19 protein-coding genes are annotated in these 17,087 nt (G+C 40.1%); 15 read left to right on the top strand and 4 right to left on the bottom strand.

Going from position 1 to position 17,087, the window contains the following annotated elements; all coding sequences use genetic code 11:
- The first annotated feature begins 21 nt into the window (after positions 1-21).
- The 7 genes from pspB (at position 22) to CWB66_RS03200 (ending at position 5,905) form a co-directional block, all read left to right on the top strand.
- Positions 22-255 carry an envelope stress response membrane protein PspB gene (pspB, locus tag CWB66_RS03170; protein ID WP_011328706.1) on the top strand — a complete coding sequence of 78 codons (234 nt, stop codon included), beginning with the start codon at positions 22-24 and terminating at the stop codon, positions 253-255.
- Positions 252-653 carry an envelope stress response membrane protein PspC gene (gene pspC, locus CWB66_RS03175; RefSeq protein WP_138584310.1) on the top strand — a complete coding sequence of 134 codons (402 nt, stop codon included), beginning with the start codon at positions 252-254 and terminating at the stop codon, positions 651-653. The genes pspB and pspC overlap by 4 nt, the downstream gene beginning before the upstream one ends.
- A 63-nt stretch (positions 654-716) precedes the next feature.
- Positions 717-2,135, top strand: a complete 1,419-nt coding sequence (locus CWB66_RS03180) for a YcjX family GTP-binding protein (RefSeq protein ID WP_138584311.1) — start codon at positions 717-719, stop codon at positions 2,133-2,135.
- The gene (locus tag CWB66_RS03185; protein ID WP_138584312.1) at positions 2,132-3,157 is read left to right on the top strand and encodes a TIGR01620 family protein; all 1,026 of its coding nucleotides are present in this window, start codon (positions 2,132-2,134) and stop codon (positions 3,155-3,157) included. The genes CWB66_RS03180 and CWB66_RS03185 overlap by 4 nt, the downstream gene beginning before the upstream one ends.
- A 149-nt stretch (positions 3,158-3,306) precedes the next feature.
- Entirely contained in the window at positions 3,307-4,512 is a 1,206-nt protein-coding gene (gene megL, locus CWB66_RS03190) for a methionine gamma-lyase (protein ID WP_138584313.1), read from the top strand.
- A gap of 213 nt (positions 4,513-4,725) precedes the next feature.
- Positions 4,726-5,523 (top strand): phenylalanine 4-monooxygenase, encoded by a 798-nt coding sequence (gene phhA, locus CWB66_RS03195; RefSeq protein ID WP_024590721.1) that lies wholly within the window; start codon positions 4,726-4,728, stop codon positions 5,521-5,523.
- 37 nt (positions 5,524-5,560) lie between these two features.
- Complete coding sequence (locus tag CWB66_RS03200) at positions 5,561-5,905, top strand: 4a-hydroxytetrahydrobiopterin dehydratase (protein WP_002958326.1); 345 nt, start codon at positions 5,561-5,563, stop codon at positions 5,903-5,905.
- A 174-nt stretch (positions 5,906-6,079) separates the two neighbouring features.
- On the opposite strand, the gene CWB66_RS03205 is transcribed toward CWB66_RS03200, so the two are convergent.
- The 3 genes from CWB66_RS03205 to glnD all read right to left on the bottom strand — a co-directional run bounded on the left by CWB66_RS03205 (position 6,080) and on the right by glnD (position 10,505).
- A complete protein-coding gene (locus CWB66_RS03205; protein WP_138584314.1) occupies positions 6,080-6,916 on the bottom strand; it encodes a hypothetical protein in 837 nt (278 codons plus the stop codon).
- 133 nt (positions 6,917-7,049) lie between these two features.
- Positions 7,050-7,877, bottom strand: coding sequence for a 2,3,4,5-tetrahydropyridine-2,6-dicarboxylate N-succinyltransferase (gene dapD, locus CWB66_RS03210; protein ID WP_138584315.1), 828 nt, complete (start codon positions 7,875-7,877; stop codon positions 7,050-7,052).
- Between the two features lie 9 nt (positions 7,878-7,886).
- Entirely contained in the window at positions 7,887-10,505 is a 2,619-nt protein-coding gene (gene glnD, locus CWB66_RS03215; protein WP_138584316.1) for a [protein-PII] uridylyltransferase, read from the bottom strand.
- Positions 10,506-10,739: 234 nt separating this feature from the next.
- Between glnD and CWB66_RS03220 the strand changes: the two genes are divergently transcribed.
- The 3 genes from CWB66_RS03220 to CWB66_RS03230 all read left to right on the top strand — a co-directional run bounded on the left by CWB66_RS03220 (position 10,740) and on the right by CWB66_RS03230 (position 11,951).
- Positions 10,740-11,177, top strand: coding sequence for a hypothetical protein (locus CWB66_RS03220; protein ID WP_138584317.1), 438 nt, complete (start codon positions 10,740-10,742; stop codon positions 11,175-11,177).
- 106 nt (positions 11,178-11,283) lie between these two features.
- Positions 11,284-11,652: a hypothetical protein gene (locus CWB66_RS03225; RefSeq protein ID WP_138584318.1), complete on the top strand. Its 369-nt coding sequence runs from the start codon at positions 11,284-11,286 to the stop codon at positions 11,650-11,652.
- Positions 11,653-11,675: 23 nt separating this feature from the next.
- Entirely contained in the window at positions 11,676-11,951 is a 276-nt protein-coding gene (locus CWB66_RS03230) for a hypothetical protein (protein WP_138584319.1), read from the top strand.
- Positions 11,952-12,019: 68 nt separating this feature from the next.
- On the opposite strand, the gene map is transcribed toward CWB66_RS03230, so the two are convergent.
- Entirely contained in the window at positions 12,020-12,808 is a 789-nt protein-coding gene (map, locus tag CWB66_RS03235) for a type I methionyl aminopeptidase (protein ID WP_138584320.1), read from the bottom strand.
- Positions 12,809-13,079: 271 nt separating this feature from the next.
- On the opposite strand from map, the gene rpsB reads away from it, so the two are divergent.
- From rpsB to uppS, 5 genes are all read left to right on the top strand, one after another.
- Complete coding sequence (gene rpsB, locus CWB66_RS03240) at positions 13,080-13,808, top strand: 30S ribosomal protein S2 (RefSeq protein ID WP_077537416.1); 729 nt, start codon at positions 13,080-13,082, stop codon at positions 13,806-13,808.
- 104 nt (positions 13,809-13,912) lie between these two features.
- Positions 13,913-14,764 (top strand): translation elongation factor Ts, encoded by an 852-nt coding sequence (tsf, locus tag CWB66_RS03245; RefSeq protein ID WP_008168613.1) that lies wholly within the window; start codon positions 13,913-13,915, stop codon positions 14,762-14,764.
- 157 nt (positions 14,765-14,921) lie between these two features.
- Positions 14,922-15,671, top strand: a complete 750-nt coding sequence (gene pyrH / locus CWB66_RS03250) for a UMP kinase (protein WP_077537417.1) — start codon at positions 14,922-14,924, stop codon at positions 15,669-15,671.
- A 49-nt stretch (positions 15,672-15,720) separates the two neighbouring features.
- Positions 15,721-16,242 (top strand): ribosome recycling factor, encoded by a 522-nt coding sequence (gene frr / locus CWB66_RS03255; RefSeq protein WP_220492750.1) that lies wholly within the window; start codon positions 15,721-15,723, stop codon positions 16,240-16,242.
- A gap of 58 nt (positions 16,243-16,300) precedes the next feature.
- Entirely contained in the window at positions 16,301-17,080 is a 780-nt protein-coding gene (gene uppS, locus CWB66_RS03260) for an undecaprenyl pyrophosphate synthase (RefSeq protein ID WP_077537419.1), read from the top strand.
- Positions 17,081-17,087 lie beyond the last annotated feature (7 nt).

Consider the following 17,087-nt stretch of genomic DNA (forward strand, 5'->3'; position numbering starts at 1 on the left):
ACGGATTGTTAGGAGAGGGTTATGTTTGATCCAGAGATATTAGTTGCACCATTTATCTTATTTATGATTTTTGTTGCACCGCTGTGGTTAATTTTACACTACCGTAGCAAAAAACAGGTCAGTCAAGGGTTGAGTGAGCACGAACATCGTCAGTTACTGGAGCTTGCACAAAAAGCCGAAAAAATGGCTGACAGAGTAGAAACGTTAGAAGCACTACTTGATCAAGAGTCACCACAGTGGAGACGTAAAGTATGAGTACCAAACGCGAATTATTAAGAGACCCACAGCGCGGTAAAATAGCGGGTGTATGTGCGGGATTAAGTGACTACTTTAATATGGAGTTATGGTTAGTTCGCATTATATTTGTTAGTGCGGTACTGCTAACAGGTGGTCCACTATTTGTGGTAGCGTATATTGCTGCTTGGTTTATTTTGGATAAAAAAGAGCCAACTACAGCTAATAATACAAGCTCTGCTAAACATGACGACCCACTAGAAGTAAAATTTAAAGTATGGCAAAAAGGCGAGCCACCGCGCCGCGCTTTGCAAGATTTAAAAGAGCGTTTAACGCGCGTAGATACTCGCCTTCAAGATATGGAGCGCCATGTTACTTCAAGCGAGTTTACGGTGAGCCGTGAAATCAACAAACTTTAAAGGATTTAATAGCACCTTATTTGCAGCGTGATAAATTACGGCAAATTAGGTGCAAGACACTTTATGAGCCAATCATTTGCAAAAAAGACCTTTAAAAGCATTAAAGGCAAAGCACAAAAAGCCCTCCATCGTAGTTTAGATCAGCACGTAAAGCTGGCCGTAACGGGCCTAAGTGGCAGCGGTAAAACAGCGTTTATTACCGCGCTTGTTAAACACTTAACAACCCAAGCGGACGATAAAAACTTACCTTTTTTTGATGTAATGCGTGAGCATCGCCACGTTGCCACAAAAGTTGTGCCGCAAGAAGCGTTAAAAGTCCCTACATTTAATTATACGCGCGCGTTAAATTCATTATTACCCAGCGATGGCGATCCCTCATGGCCTGCATCAACCGAGCGTATTAATACACTACGCTTGACAATAAAGTATCAAAGTAATGCGGGGCTGCGTGGGCACTTTTCGCCGCAATCAACGCTTTATTTAGATATAATTGACTACCCGGGTGAATGGCTCCTTGATTTACCTATGCTTGAGCAAAGCTATAGGCAGTGGTGCGAGCAGCAATATCCGTTATTAACTCAGCCTTCGCGCGTAAACACATCAAGTGATTTTTTAATGGCCGTTGAGCAACTTGACTTAAACGCTCCCGTTGATGAAAACGCACTTGCTCATATTGCTCAGCTTTATCAAAGCATGTTAGTAGGGCTTAAAAAAGACACCAAACTTGCTATGTTGCAACCTGGGCGCATGCTTATGCCAGGTGATTTACAAGGCGCGCCATTGTTATTGTTTTTTCCGGTATCGGATGAAGTAAATAGTGACGATGTCGTTGCAGGTTCTAATTTAGCGCATTTAATTAAGCGTTTTAATGGCTATATAAAAGAAGTCGTAAAACCATTTTATAATGAGCATTTTAGGCACTTCGATCGCCAAATCGTACTTGTCGATGTACTTAGTGCATTAAACGAAGGGCACGAAACCCTCCAAGAGCAAAGCAGTGTAATAAATCAATTACTCGCGCACTTTAATTATGGCGAATCGGGCTTTTTTAAGCGTTTATTTAAACCAAACATAGACAAAATATTGTTTGCAGCTAATAAATCAGATCATATAAGTGCAAAGCACCATAAAGACTTAGCACTGCTACTTGATTCGCTCGTGCATGAGCAAAGCAATCATTTAAAGTTTGATGGTGTGCAAATAGAAACCATGGCTATGTCTTCAATTACAGCCACGCAGCCACGCCAAATTACCGACAAAGGCCAAACGCTTGATTGCATTTATGGCAAACCTTTAAACGAGTCTGATTGGCTTACGTATTTACCACCGCAACCACCCACGCGAATGCTTAATAAACGTGAGTGGCCGGCACAGGGATTTGAGTTTTTATCGTTTTCTCCAATGCCGAGCCCCGATAAACAACTAAAACACATTCGATTAGATCATGTCATGCAGTACCTGCTAGGAGACAAATTAACATGAGTGAGTCAAGCCAAAAATTTCAAGCAGGGCGTCGTATAGATACGCAAAGCATTGAGCAAAAGGAGCCCGTTTTAGCACCTGCAAAAATTATTCAGCACGGACAAAGTGATTACGAAGAACTTGAAGATGAAGCACTAGAGCCAGAAATAGATCTGGAACCTGTGTACAAAAAGTCAAAGTGGCAAACGCTCAAAGGTGTTTTTGCTATTAGTTTTATAGTGCTGGTGCTTTTAGAGTTTGCATACTCGTTAGTATTTGCTTTCGAGCAGTCAATTATTTTAGGCAGTGTTTATTTAACTGCGGTTGTAAGTGGCGTACTGCTAATAGGGCGCTTATTGTGGCGAGAGTACCGAATGCTGCGCAGTTTAAAGCGTAACCAATTGCACCGAGTTGAAGCCGACAGGCTTTTAAACAGCGAGCAAGTAGGAGGTGCATTACCTTGGCTTGAAAAGCTCAATAAACACCAGCAACTCGATAACTTTGAAACCTTCAAAAACCAAGTAGCTACGCATCACAGCGATAAAGAAATAATGACGCTGTACGCCAATAGTTTATTAATAACCCAAGACACCAAAGCTAAAAAGCTTATAAATCGTTTTGCGACTGAATCCGCACTGCTAGTTGCCCTAAGCCCACTTGCGCTGGTGGATATGATGGCTGTGCTTTGGCGCGGGACTAAGTTAATAGAACAAATTGGTAAAATTTACGGCATTGGTTTTGGGTACGCGAGCCGTATAAAGTTATACCGTATGCTGATAAAACAAGTAATGTTTGTAGGCAGTGCTGAGCTTGTGTCTGACCTTGCTGCAACTGCATTAAGTGCTGAGCTTTTAGGTAAGCTTTCTGGACGGGCTGCGCAAGGGGTCAGCGCCGGTATTTTTACAGCCCGTATTGGTTACAAAGCAATGGAGCTTAGTCGCCCATTACCAAGGCTTGAAAACAAACGCAGTTTATTAAAAGGGACTGTGCAAAGTATCGCAGGTAAAATAATGAGCCGTAAAAAGGCTGAACCAACACACTAGATTAGCAGTGGCAATATTTGTGTACAAACGTGCGCTGCACGGTTTTTACACAAATAGCCATCTGAGCATCCGGCATGCTTGCTGTTTGTAAGCGCATACGTTTTGATTGTTGAATCGCAAAAACATAATAATCAAAAAATGAGCCTACAATGAGCAAGCATCATATAAACACCCAGTGTATTCACGGACCACAAAAAGCAAACGACCCGCACGGCGCACTCACTTCTCCTTTGTATCAAACCTCTACCTTTCATTTTGAAAATGCTGCACAAGGTGCTGCGCGTTTTGCAGGCGACGAACCAGGCTATATTTATACGCGCTTAGGAAACCCTACAACCACAGAGCTTGAGCAAAAAGTTGCTCAACTCGAGAGCTGTGAAGCAGCAGCTGCAACCGCAACAGGTATGGGGGCTGTATCTGCCTCAGTACTGAGCTTTTTATCGCAAGGAGATCACCTTGTTGCCTCAAGTGCTTTGTATGGTTGTACCTTTGCGTTTTTCTCGCACATGTTGCCGCGCTGGGGAATCGAAGTCACTTTTGTTGATATGACCAACGAGGACGAACTACGCGCTGCCATCAAACCTAATTCAAAAATGATATTTGTAGAAACGCCAATCAACCCCACTATGGCGGTTATTGATTTGGCACTCATTGGCGCAGTTGCTAAAGAGCACAGTTTAATTAGTGTGGTCGACAACACCTTTTTAACGCCGCTACTGCAATCACCAAAAAAATATGGCATCGACATAATAATGCACAGTGCGACCAAGTACTTAAATGGCCACGGAGACGTAGTAGCTGGTATTGTATGTGGATCGCTTGAGCACATAACACACATTAAAATGACCGTACTAAAAGACATTGGTGCAACCATAAGCCCGCACGACGCATGGCTAATTAATCGAGGCCTAAAAACACTCGCTATTAGAATAGAGCGCCATTGTCAAAGCGCACAAACAATAGCCGAATATCTAGAAGCGCACCCACAAGTAAGCACCGTATATTACCCGGGGCTTAAATCGCACCCAGGTTATAAGTTTATTGGTAACCAAATGAAAGCCGCTGGTGGTGTTATTGCGTTTGAAATAAAAGGTACGCTACAAGATGGCGCACAATTTATTGATAGTATGAAACTTTGTACACTTGCAGTAAGCCTCGGCGACGCTGAAACACTGATTCAGCATCCTGCATCTATGACTCACTCGCCTTATACGCCAGAGGAGCGAGCTGCCGCTGGAATAAGTGATGGGCTGATCAGGCTCTCGGTTGGGCTTGAAGATGTTAACGACATTATTAGTGATTTAAACCAAGCTTTTACTAAAATTGGTTGGTTGTATTTAATTGTGTACACGTAAATGTAAGCTGCAGGCCTTTATTTAAAGGCCTGTATTTTTATTGTGCCACAGGTGTAATTTTAAGTTTACGATTTTGGTGATCGCGCCAAATACTGATATTAGCCTATCTATTAAACTTTTCTTCACTTTTGCATAGTATGGGGTCATTCGATATTCAATAGGTTTGAGTATCACACTGACACCGATTTAGGGCTCACACCCAAGAAGGTACTTATGGCTAAAGCAAGTAAATACACATCCAAAACACCAGACGAAAATGGTGTTATACACTGGAGTGATGAAGAGAATAAAATTTGGTCTGAGCTTGTAGCGCGCCAACTTGCATGCATTGAAGGCAAAGCCTGCAACGAGTACATGCAAGGGTTAAAAAAGATTAACCTGCCGCACGATCGTATTCCGCAGTTAAGCGAACTAAACGACGTATTACTCGCCACTACCGGTTGGCAAGTTGCACCAGTACCTGCACTTATCGACTTTGATGAGTTTTTTAGATTACTGGCAAACAAGCAGTTTCCGGTAGCTACATTTATTCGTAGCCGCGAAGAATTTGACTACCTACAAGAGCCAGATATTTTTCATGAAATATTTGGCCACTGCGCCATGCTAACTAATCCTGACTTTGCCGAGTTTACACACAAGTACGGGCAATTAGGTTACGCAGCGCAGAAAAAAGACCGCGTATACCTTGCGCGTATATACTGGTTTACGGTTGAATTTGGTTTAATGCAAACCGAAGATGGTCTGCGTATTTACGGCGGCGGTATTTTATCAAGCCCAGGGGAGACTCAGTACGTATACTCAAATACGCCAGAAATCAGCCCAATGAATGTGCTTGATGTACTGCGTACGCCGTACCGTATTGATATTATGCAACCACAGTACTACACCATAAATTCGATTCATGATCTGTTTGATATATCACAAATGGATATTATGACTTTGGTTGAGCGAGCTAAAGAGCTTGGTTTACACGACCCAAAATTTCCACCAAAAGAAAAATTAGCCAGTTAAATATTAATGCTACAAAAGCTAAAAGTAAGGATTTAGAATGTCTTCATTAAGTGCACAAAAATGCGAAGCCTGTCATGTAGATGCGCCAAAAGTATCTGACGAAGAGTTAGCACAATTAATTACTAAAATCCCAGACTGGGTACCAGAAGTACGCGACGGCATTATGCAGCTTGAGCGTGTTTATAAATTTAAAAACTTTAAGCAAGCTATCGCGTTTACTAACAAAGTAGGCGACATGGCAGAAGACGAAGGCCATCATCCAGGTTTATTAACCGAGTGGGGCAAAGTAACGGTTACATGGTGGAGCCATTCAATTAAAGGCCTACACAAAAACGATTTTATTTGCGCAGCTAAAACAGACGACGTATTTAACGCGCTGTAATTAAAAAGTTAATTGAGCAAACCAACAAAAGCACTTATTTTTATAAGTGCTTTTGTTGGTTTAATGGAAGTGTTTAGTTGTCAGCTATCAGTGACGAGCTGATCGAAGTTAATCTTATCGCCGTAGGTTGGGTTGAGAGAAGCGAAACCCAACGGTTTAGTTTTTCTTGATAAGTTAATGTAAGCCACGCCCATTAAAGCTATTGACTGAATTTAGATCGTAGTGTTTTTTAAGTGCTTCAAACTTTAAGTTAGAAAGCTCTTCAACCCCTTTTCTAGTTATTTTTATCATATTGATCTTATCTTCACTTTCATCTTCAATTTCTATTAAATCGCTTTCAAATCCCCATGCATCTAAAGATTTACTGTTTTTTAAAATATATGCTGAATCTGGATGGAGGCTTTCATGATTCACTGAGGAGCTTATAAATTGCTCTAAGAATCTTATTTTATCTATTTCATGGTTTGCTAGTTCGCTTTTTAAAATGTTTTCACCTAACTCTACAGCTGCAAATAAATCAAACACATTATTAAGTTTGTCCTTGTACTCTTTAAATATATTTTCATCTTTTGTTCTGTAGTCTGTGATAGTTTCATTTGCTTTAGAAAGTTCTTCTTTCAAAGTATTAAATTCGGTTTCATAGAAATCTCTTAATGAATTCGAATCTTCCAAAGTTAGGTGGTGAGGTTTGAAAAACTCAGGAAGTGACTTCATTTGAAACTCTTTAGTATAGGCTATGAAGCGTGTGTAAGCAGCAGTAAAAAGTGGTAACAAAAATACAAGCACTAGACTAGAGATGAGTGGTGTAAATAAATTCAGGCACCAATCAGAGTAATTTTCAGTAATACTTTTTATTTTATAAGTAGCATCTAGATTTGAGAAGCAGATGAAATAAACGGCTTTCCAGTTGAAAAAAAACCAAGATATAATAAAGCTACCTAATAAAGGGTGAGTAACTTTATCTGTTATAGATGATTTTATTGAGTTTGATAGGTCTAAAAGTGAAGACATTATAAATCCTTTTAATTAATAAAAAGCCCTAAACCAAAGGGCTTAGAGCTTTTCTACATACAATTAAAGTTCAGCTAAAACACTTAACTTCAAAGTATCGTTGGGTTTCGTTTCACTCAACCCAACCTACGTGTTACTCATCAATTGAGCGTAGTAGGGCGTTGATGCCTACTTTTTCGCGTGTTTGCTGATCTACTTTTTTCACGATAATTGCAGCGTAAAGACTATGCGTACCATCTTTTGATGGTAGTGCGCCTGGTACAACTACAGCGCCTGCTGGTACGCGGCCGTAGTGAATTTCACCCGTTTCACGGTCGTAAATACGGGTACTTTGGCTGATGTAAACGCCCATTGAAATTACTGCGCCTTCTTCAACAATTACGCCTTCAACAATTTCAGAACGTGCGCCAATAAAACAGTTGTCTTCAATGATAGTTGGGTTAGCTTGTAGAGGCTCTAAAACGCCACCTATGCCTACGCCACCAGATAAATGTACGTTCTTACCAATTTGTGCACACGAGCCTACAGTCGCCCATGTATCAACCATGGTGCCGTCGTCAACGTAGGCACCAATATTTACGTACGATGGCATAAGTACGACGTTTTTACCTACAAAGCTGCCTTTACGTGCTACCGCATTGGGTACTACGCGCATACCGCCTTGCTGAAACTGCTCCGGTGTATAGTCGCTAAATTTAAGCGGTACTTTGTCGTAAAACTGGTTTACGCCGTCGTTCATTGGTTGGTTGTCGCGAATACGAAACGACAGTAACACGGCTTTTTTAAGCCACTGGTGTACAACCCATTCCCCCGATATTTTTTCAGCAACGCGTGCTGCGCCACTATCAAGTAAATCAAGTGCATCAATAATAGCTTGTTTTACATCGCTAGATACGGTGCTTGGGCTAATGCTATCGCGGTTGTCCCATGCGTTTTCGATCATCGTTTTTAAATCTGACATGTGTGTCCTCTATTCTGTTTCGGCGTTGAATTTTTTACGTAATGCCTGATGAATTTTTGCTTGCTCTTCATCGGTCAGCGCTTGGTATTCGTTATTAGATACGACAAAGAAATCCTCGGCACGTTCACCTACCGTTGTAATACGGGCAGCGTGAATGTGTAATAAATGCGCTTGGAAAACTTCGGCTATTTTGGTTAACAAACCTTGTATATCGACCGCTTGAATTTCTATTAAACTGCGGTCTTTACGTGCATGTGGGCGCAGAATTATTTTAGGTTTTATATTAAAGTCTTTAAAGCGTTGTGAACGGTTCTTTTTAAAACGTATTTTTTTACGTGGATCGTTAAGTGCTTGTTCAAGTCCTCGTTTAATTGATTGCGCACGGCCGCTGGCGATAGGTTGACCATTTACTTCTAGTATTACAAAGCTAAACAGTACATAGCCATCTTTAGTGGTTAGAACTTGTGCGTGTTGTATTTGCGCTTTTTTAGAGCCAATTACACTGACTAAACGAGCAAATAATACGCTAGAATAAGGGCTGTATACAAACACTTGTGTTCCGCCATGCATTGCCTTATTCGACACAATAACACTCGGTTGGCTTAAATCAGTACTACTTAACAAGTGCTCACTTTGCCACGATATTTGTTGTTCACTAAAAGCGGTATAATAGTTCGCTTTAAAACGGCTCCAAATTAAATCAATCTTTTCTTCTTGATAACCTAAGTTAAGAAGGCGCTGTTTAGCTTGGTGTTTTTTATCGCGAATTTGGTCGCGTTGGTCCATTGGGTTTTCAAGCCCTAAACGTAACGCCCGTTGTGTATGTAGGTAAAGCTCACGCAGCAGGGTGTTTTTCCAATCATTCCATAAGTTGTCGTTGGTTGCACGTATATCTGCAACGGTTAAACAATATAAATAGTCGAGTTGACGCTCTGTTTTTATCCGCGTAGCAAAATCTTTAATAACACCTGGATCGTTAATGTCTTTACGCTGAGCGGTAACCGACATAAGTAAATGATTACTTACAAGCCATGCAATTAACTTTGCATCAGCCGATGAAAAGCCATGTAGTTTAGCAAATGCAATAGCATCAACGGCACCAAGTTCTGAGTGATCGCCACCACGCCCTTTTGCTATATCATGAAAAATACCCGCTAAATAAAGCAGCTCTGGCTTGTCCATTCGAGTCACGATTTCACTGCAAATAGGAAACTCGCTAATACCGGTTTTATCAAAGTATTGGTAAATATTTTTGATTAGCTTGTGGGTATGTTCATCTACTGTATATGCATGAAATAAATCAAATTGCATTTGTCCAAATATATTACGCCACTGGGGTAAGTAGGCGGCAAGCATGCCGTGCTTGTGCATGAGCGTAAATGCGCGGCCCATACCGTTAGGATGCTTAACTAAGCGTAAAAAGGCTTCACGACAGGCCGCGTAGTCTTGTAAGTCTCCCAATAAACGACGGCGAACTTGGCGAATAGTTCTGATGGTGCTTGGGTAAATATGCGTTATTGTTGGGTTATCGGCTATGTGCTCAAACAATACAAAGAGTTGGTCGCGCCTAAAGAATACGGATGGATCTTTTACTCTTATTTGATGGCCTATTTGCTCAAAGTTTCTGTCGAGTTCTACTGCTTGGTTTTCACTATTTTGAGGGCTGATACTTTGCTCAAAGTATGAAAGCAGCATTTGATTTAACTCACGCACGCGACTCATAATTCTAAATAAGCGCTTCATCATACGCTCAACTGATGCTTTACCATCGCTACCAAAACCCAGTATTTCAGCGGCTTGCGGTTGATGATCGAATAATAAGCGATTCTCAGAACGTTCAGCGGCTAAATGCAGCGCAAAACGAATATTCCACAGATTTTCTCTGCACTCTGAGAGCTCTTGAAACTCTTCGTGAGTAAGGTAGCCATGATTTATAAGCTCTTGCAAGGTCTCGGCTCTAAAGTGTTTTTTGGCAACCCAAATAATAGTTTGTAAATCGCGAAGGCCGCCAGGGTTTTCTTTGATATTTGGTTCAAGGTTATAGGCCGTGCCGTGGCATTTTCTATGGCGTAAATTTTGTTCTTGCACTTTGGCAACAAAAAAGTCACTAGAGCCCCAAACTGGCGTTTCAAGTACAAATGTTTTGAGTTTTTCAAACTCAATATGATTACCAAAAATAAGGCGGCTTTCGAGCAAGCTGGTAGCAAAGGTTACGTCTTCACGCTTTTGTTCAATAGCTTGCTCTATAGTACGCACGCTATGGCCTATCTCTAAATTGAGATCCCACAGCATGGTGACAAACTGGCCAATTTTTTCGCAAACATTTTCGCTTGGTTGTTGAGTAACAAGCAATAAAAAATCGATGTCTGAGTATGGGTGCAGTTCGCCGCGCCCATAGCCACCAACAGCAATTAGTGCAAGGTCAGGTTCGTGTGCTAAACCATAAACATGGAATAGTTTAATGAGTAGGCGGTCAATAAACTCAGCCCGAGCATTAATTAAATTCCCAACGGGTTGTTTCGAAAATTCGTTATGTAACCATTTATAAAAATAGCTAGAACAATCGCGATAATCACTCAGTTGCTCAGCATCGCTAAGCAACTTCTTTACTTTGTTGGGTAATGCCACCTAGGCTCCGTATTATCTTAATAGCAGAAACAATTAGTAATGACCGTTTTTACACTAAATTAGAAAAAAATGCGAGAACTGAACACATTGTAATTATAACAAATTCTTGAGTAAAGAGTTGTAACGTTAACTAATTTAAAGAAGGCAGATTACGACAGTCGATAAATTTTAATTGCAGAGTTAGTTTGTACCTATTATAGTTAATTTGGTTTTCTAATATAAAGGAATTTTACAATGGAAAATTTATTTGTATTTATATTTGCTAGTTTTTTTTGTAGTCAAGCATGGGCTATTCTAGTTAAGGAAAGTGAACTGCAATCATTTGGAATCAATGAACAAAATAGTCAATATGTTTATAAAATTAATAGAAACCTTACGTATGAGGCAGTATATTTTTGTAAGGAAGACTCAGCAAGTTGTATAGATAAAATTAATGGAGATCGTTACTTATTTAACTTGCAAAAAAATTCGATTAAAAAAATTCAAAATGCTGAGCTTATAGGCTTAAGTAAAGATGAAGAGACGTTGTTTAGAATATTTACTCTTTTATTTCGAGAGGAATATGAAAGAATTGAATCACTTCATGATCAAGAAATCTTTCAACGTTCTTTTCGCACAGAAACATCAGAGAGCTGCGGCACTCCAACACATTGGTCTGATCCATTGGTCTGATCCATTGATCCCTGATCTTCATTATGGTCAAGCTTGCGCTATTCATGATCAATGTTACGGTACTTATACTAGTAAATCTCAATGTGACTTTAGGTTTTTGGAAAAAATGGAAAGGGCGAATTTTACTTTATTAGCTGAAATAAGAACTGACATATTAATAGATAGTCCTGTTACAGTAGCTGTGTATAAAGCTCTTTTAGATCAATTAGCCGATGGTTATTATGCAGCAGTTAAGAATAATCAGAGTGCATTAATTGCCTATTGCCAAGGAAAACCCGCTGATTGTATTAATTTAAAAGGTGACTATAGTCAATTTATTAATAATGGCATAGATCCTTCAGTATGTGACTCTGGACAAAGTAGTTGTATCGGAGGAGGTGATGGCAACGGCCCTGGTACCTTTCCATCTTGCTTAGTGCAAATGATGGTATGCACAGGTGGTGGTTGTAATTACTACACACAACCTTGTTTATAGTGTCGTTTAATAAGGAGTAATAAATGTTTTATATCGCACTTATGATTATGTTGGTAGTGCTTGCTGGTGTTAGTTATAAACAAAGGGAAGCTAATTTTTTAAAGTTTAATATAATTATAATATTAATTTCTTTTTCTATCTTTTACTTATTCGATCTTATTTATAATAACGTTTTTTATCAACCAGAATATGGTGAGGGAGCTCCCATGTCTATTGTAGCAGTTATAATATTAACCTTAATTGCTTGGTTGTGGTCTGCGTTGATAAAACTATTTTCGAGTAAGTTATTTCATAAATAGTTGTGTTTATATAAAAAATACCAGCTCAATTTGAGCTGATATTTTTTATATACTTATTTTTAGTTATTTTATAAGTGCTTATGAACTCGGGCAATAGTTTCATCATTTCGTAGCGTTAAAATTTCAACACCATTTTCAGTCACTAATAAAGTATGTTCCCACTGCGCTGACAAACTACGGTCGCGTGTTACTACAGTCCAATCATCTTTAAGAAGCTTACATTGACGTTTACCCGCATTCACCATAGGTTCAATAGTTAAACACATACCTGCTTTTAAGGCTTCACCAGTACCGGCTTTGCCGTAATGCATTATTTGTGGTTCTTCATGAAATCCTGCGCCAATACCGTGGCCACAATATTCACGGACAATTGAGTAATTAAAGCTCTCTGCATATTTTTGAATTGCTTCGCCAATATCACCTAAACGCACACCTGGTTTTACCATTTTAATTGCCAGATATAAGCTTTCTTGGGTTACTTCTGCAAGACGTTTGCCTTGAATGTTGGGTGTACCAACGTGGAACATTTTAGATGTATCGCCGTGGTAGCCATCTTTAATGACTGTTACGTCAATATTTACGCTATCGCCATCTTTTAATGCTTTGTCATTTGGAATTCCGTGACAAATAACATGATTAACTGACGTACAAACTGATCTTGGAAAGCCATGATAATTTAATGGAGCAGGGATTGCTTGTTGCACATTAACAATATAATCATGACAAATTGTATTTAGCTCATCGGTGGTAATTCCTGGCACTACATGTGGGCCGATCATTTCGAGTACATCGGCTGCTAAGCGCCCAGCTACACGCATTTTCTCTATTTCTTCAGGGGTCTTGATAATAGCGCTCATTGAGGCTCCAAAGTTGAGTTTTTAACATTTATCGCTGCATAATTTTTGCACGCGATGTTGAGTATTTGTTTTTAATATGGTATAAAGCGCGCCGTCTTTTTACAAATAAATTCTTAAATGATTTTTTGTATTTAAGGCAAACACAATTTGATTTTAACACACACACGTATCGTCACATACACTTGGGTGCATTTGAAGTTTAATTACTTCGGTGTTGGTGCTATGGGATATGTGGAGGCCTAACCCTAAACAACTATAGAGGATCTATAAAATGGCAAACGTTTCAATGCGCGATATGCTTCAAGCTGGTGTTCACTTTGGTCACCAAGCACGTTACTGGAACCCTAAGATGAAGCCTTTCATCTTCGGCACACGTAACCGTGTACATATCATCAACCTTGAGCAAACTGTACCAATGTTCAACAACGCACTTAAGTTTTTAACTGGTGCTGCAGCAAACAAAGGTAAAGTTCTTTTCGTTGGTACTAAGCGCGCAGCAAGCGAAGCAGTTAAAGAAGCAGCTATCGCGAGCGACCAGTATTACGTAAATCACCGTTGGTTAGGTGGTATGTTGACTAACTGGAAAACAGTTCGTCAATCAATCAAGCGTCTTAAAGACCTTGAAATCCAAAGCCAAGACGGAACTTTCGAGAAATTAACTAAGAAAGAAACGTTAATGCTTAACCGCGAAATGGACAAGCTTGAAAAAAGCCTTGGTGGTATCAAAAACATGGGCGGTCTTCCAGACGCGCTTTTCGTTATCGATGCTGATCACGAGCACATTGCTATCCGTGAAGCTAACAACCTAGGTATTCCAGTTGTTGCAATCGTTGATACTAACTCTAACCCAGACGGTGTTGATTTCATCGTACCTGGTAACGATGATGCTATCCGTGCAGTAAGCCTTTACACAAGTGCTGTTGCTACTGCTATCACTGAAGGCCGCGAGAATAACATCGTTGCTCAAGCTGAGAAAGACGACTTCGTAGAAGCTGAGTAATTAGCTGTCATCAAGTCTTCATCTTTTTAAGGTGAAGACTTGCTATTCTTGTAGAGCGGGTAACCCGCTTATCTAAACCAGAATTCAGATTTGAGGATTTACTAATGGCTGTAACTACTGCCCTAGTTAAAGAATTACGCGAGCGCACAGGCGCTGGCATGATGGATTGTAAAAAAGCGTTGACTGAAACTGATGGCGACATCGAGTTAGCGATTGAAAATATGCGTAAAAGTGGCGCTGCTAAAGCTGCTAAAAAAGCAGGTAACATTGCTGCTGAAGGTACTATCATCATCAAGCAAAACGCGGGTGTTGCAGTACTAGTAGAAGTTAACTGTCAAACTGACTTCGTTGCAAAAGACGTAAGCTTCTTAGCATTTGCTAATAAAGTTGCTGACGCTGCAATTGCTGACACTATCTCTATCGAAGACTTACAAGCTAAGTTTGAAGAAGACCGTGTTGAGCTAGTGACTAAAATTGGTGAAAACATCAATGTACGTCGTCTACAGTACGTAACAGGTGAAAACCTAGTTGAGTACCGTCATGGCGATCGTATCGGTGTTGTTGTTGCAGGTGTTGCTGATGAAGAAACACTTAAGCACGTTGCAATGCACGTTGCTGCATCTAGCCCTGAATACTTAACACCTTCAGATGTTCCAGCTGATGTTGTTGAAAAAGAAAAGCAAGTACAAATCGAAATCGCGATGAACGAAGGCAAGCCTGCTGAAATCGCTGAGAAGATGGTTGTTGGTCGTATGAAGAAATTTACTGGTGAGGTTTCTCTTACTGGTCAAGCTTTCATCATGGAACCTAAAAAATCTGTTGGCGATATTCTTAAAGAGAAAAACGCAACAGTTACTAGCTTCGTACGTGTAGAAGTTGGTGAAGGTATCGAGAAGAAAGAAGAAGATTTTGCTGCTGAAGTTGCTGCTCAAATTGCTGCTGCTAAAGCTAAGTAAGATTACTATTTGTGATGCAAAAGGAAATTAGATGCAATTAAAGTACTATTTGGTTTTGCTTCACAGCTAGAAATTCTTTAAAATAACCGCGCTTTTATGTTTAACATAAGCGCGGTTATTTTTTATCCATAATTCAATAAAAGTTGGCCCCAATACTATGACTATCAATCGCAAACCTATTTTTAGACGTGTTCTTCTTAAATTAAGTGGTGAAGCTTTAATGGGAGACGAAGGCTTCGGCATCGACCCTAAAGTTTTAGACCGTATGGCACAAGAGATTAAAGAGCTAGTAGAACTCGACGTAGAAGTGGGTTTAGTGATAGGCGGTGGTAACTTTTTACGTGGTGGTTCACTGGCCGAAGCCGGTATGAATCGTGTCGTTGGCGACCATATGGGTATGCTTGCGACGGTTATGAATGGCCTTGCAATGCGTGATGCGCTACACCGTGCATTTGTAAATTGTCGTTTAATGTCGGCTATTCCGCTTAATGGTGTGTGTGATGCATACAATTGGGCAGAAGCAATTAGCTTGTTAAAAACGGGCCGTGTTGTTATTTTTGCAGCAGGTACGGGTAATCCGTTTTTCACGACTGACTCAGCTGCGTGCTTACGTGGTATAGAAATTGAAGCCGATACCGTAATCAAAGCAACTAAAGTAGATGGTGTTTACAGTGATGATCCTGTTAAAAACCCAGAAGCAACGCTTTATCGCCACCTAAGCTACAATGAAATTATTGAAAAAGAATTAAAAGTTATGGATTTAGCGGCATTTACTTTGGCCCGCGATCACAATATGCCATTGAGCGTATTTAACATGAATAAATCAGGCGCGTTAAAACGCGTAATTATGGGTGAAGAAGAGGGAACCCTTATTTCTTCACAAGCCTCAGATGAAATAATCAAATAATTAGGATTAAACCGTGATTAACGATATTCAAAAAGACGCGCAAGCGCGCATGCAAAAAAGTGTAACTGCACTAGGTAGCCAATTATCTAAAATTCGTACTGGCCGTGCACATCCAGCTATCTTAGATGGCATTATGGTGTCGTACTACGGTGCACCAACGCCTTTAAACCAAGTTGCTAATGTAACAATTGAAGACTCTCGCACACTGGCTATTGGTGTGTTTGATAAGTCTTTAGCGCAAGCTGTTGAAAAAGCGATTATGGCGTCTGACTTAGGCTTAAACCCTATGTCAGCAGGTACTGTTATTCGTGTACCACTTCCTCCACTGACCGAGGAACGTCGTAAAGACTTAATCAAAATTGTACGCGCTGAAGTTGAAGGCGGTCGTGTTGCTGTTCGTAATATTCGTCGCGATGCTAATGGCGATGTAAAAGCGTTATTAAAAGATAAAGACATATCAGAAGATGAAGCGCGTCAATCAGATGATGCGATTCAAAAACTTACTGATAAGTTTATTAAAGAAATGGATACGCTATTAGCTGCCAAAGAAACAGAATTGATGGAAATCTAAGCAACTAAAATTATTAGTTTTGAAACGCCGTCTGGGGTATACTAGGCGGCGTTTTTTTATGGAATACTCGATATTTATGGCTCTAGACGCTGATACAATTTCACAGCAATGTTTACCTAAACACGTTGCCATCATCATGGATGGAAATGGACGTTGGGCACAAGCTAGAAACAGACCTCGTGTATATGGGCATAAAAAAGGTGTGGACGCTGTGCGTCAATCAGTTCAGTTTTGTACTAAATTAGGGATACAATCGTTAACCTTATTTGCTTTTAGTAGTGAAAACTGGCGCCGCCCTGAAGACGAAGTGAATACTTTGATGGAGCTCTTTTTGTTTGTTTTAACAAAAGAAGTGAAAAAGCTTCATAAAAATAATGTAAAACTAATCATTATTGGAGACTTATCACGATTCTCGGAGAGCTTGCGTAGTAAAGTATATTCTGCACAAGAGCTGACAGAGAACAATACGGGGTTGTGTTTAAATGTAGCAGCTAACTATGGTGGTCGTTGGGATATGGCTAACGCTGCGAAACAACTTGCTTTGCAAGTGGCAAAAGGCGAGCTCAATGCAAACGATATTACCGAAGAGCGTTTAGCGCAGCATATGAGCATGGCAGATCAGGCTGAACCTGATTTACTCATTCGTACAGGTGGCGATGTTCGTATTAGTAACTTTTTACTATGGCAAGCAGCTTACGCCGAACTTTACTTTACCGACACACTTTGGCCTGATTTTAATGAAGCAGCATTTGCTGAAGCCATTGCATGTTACGTTGCCAGAGAGCGACGTTTTGGTTGTACGGGCGAACAAATAAAACAATTACTCGCTCAAAACTAAAAGAATA

Source organism: Pseudoalteromonas sp. S558, assembly GCF_005886635.1.
GTDB classification, from domain to species: Bacteria; Pseudomonadota; Gammaproteobacteria; order Enterobacterales; family Alteromonadaceae; genus Pseudoalteromonas; species Pseudoalteromonas aliena.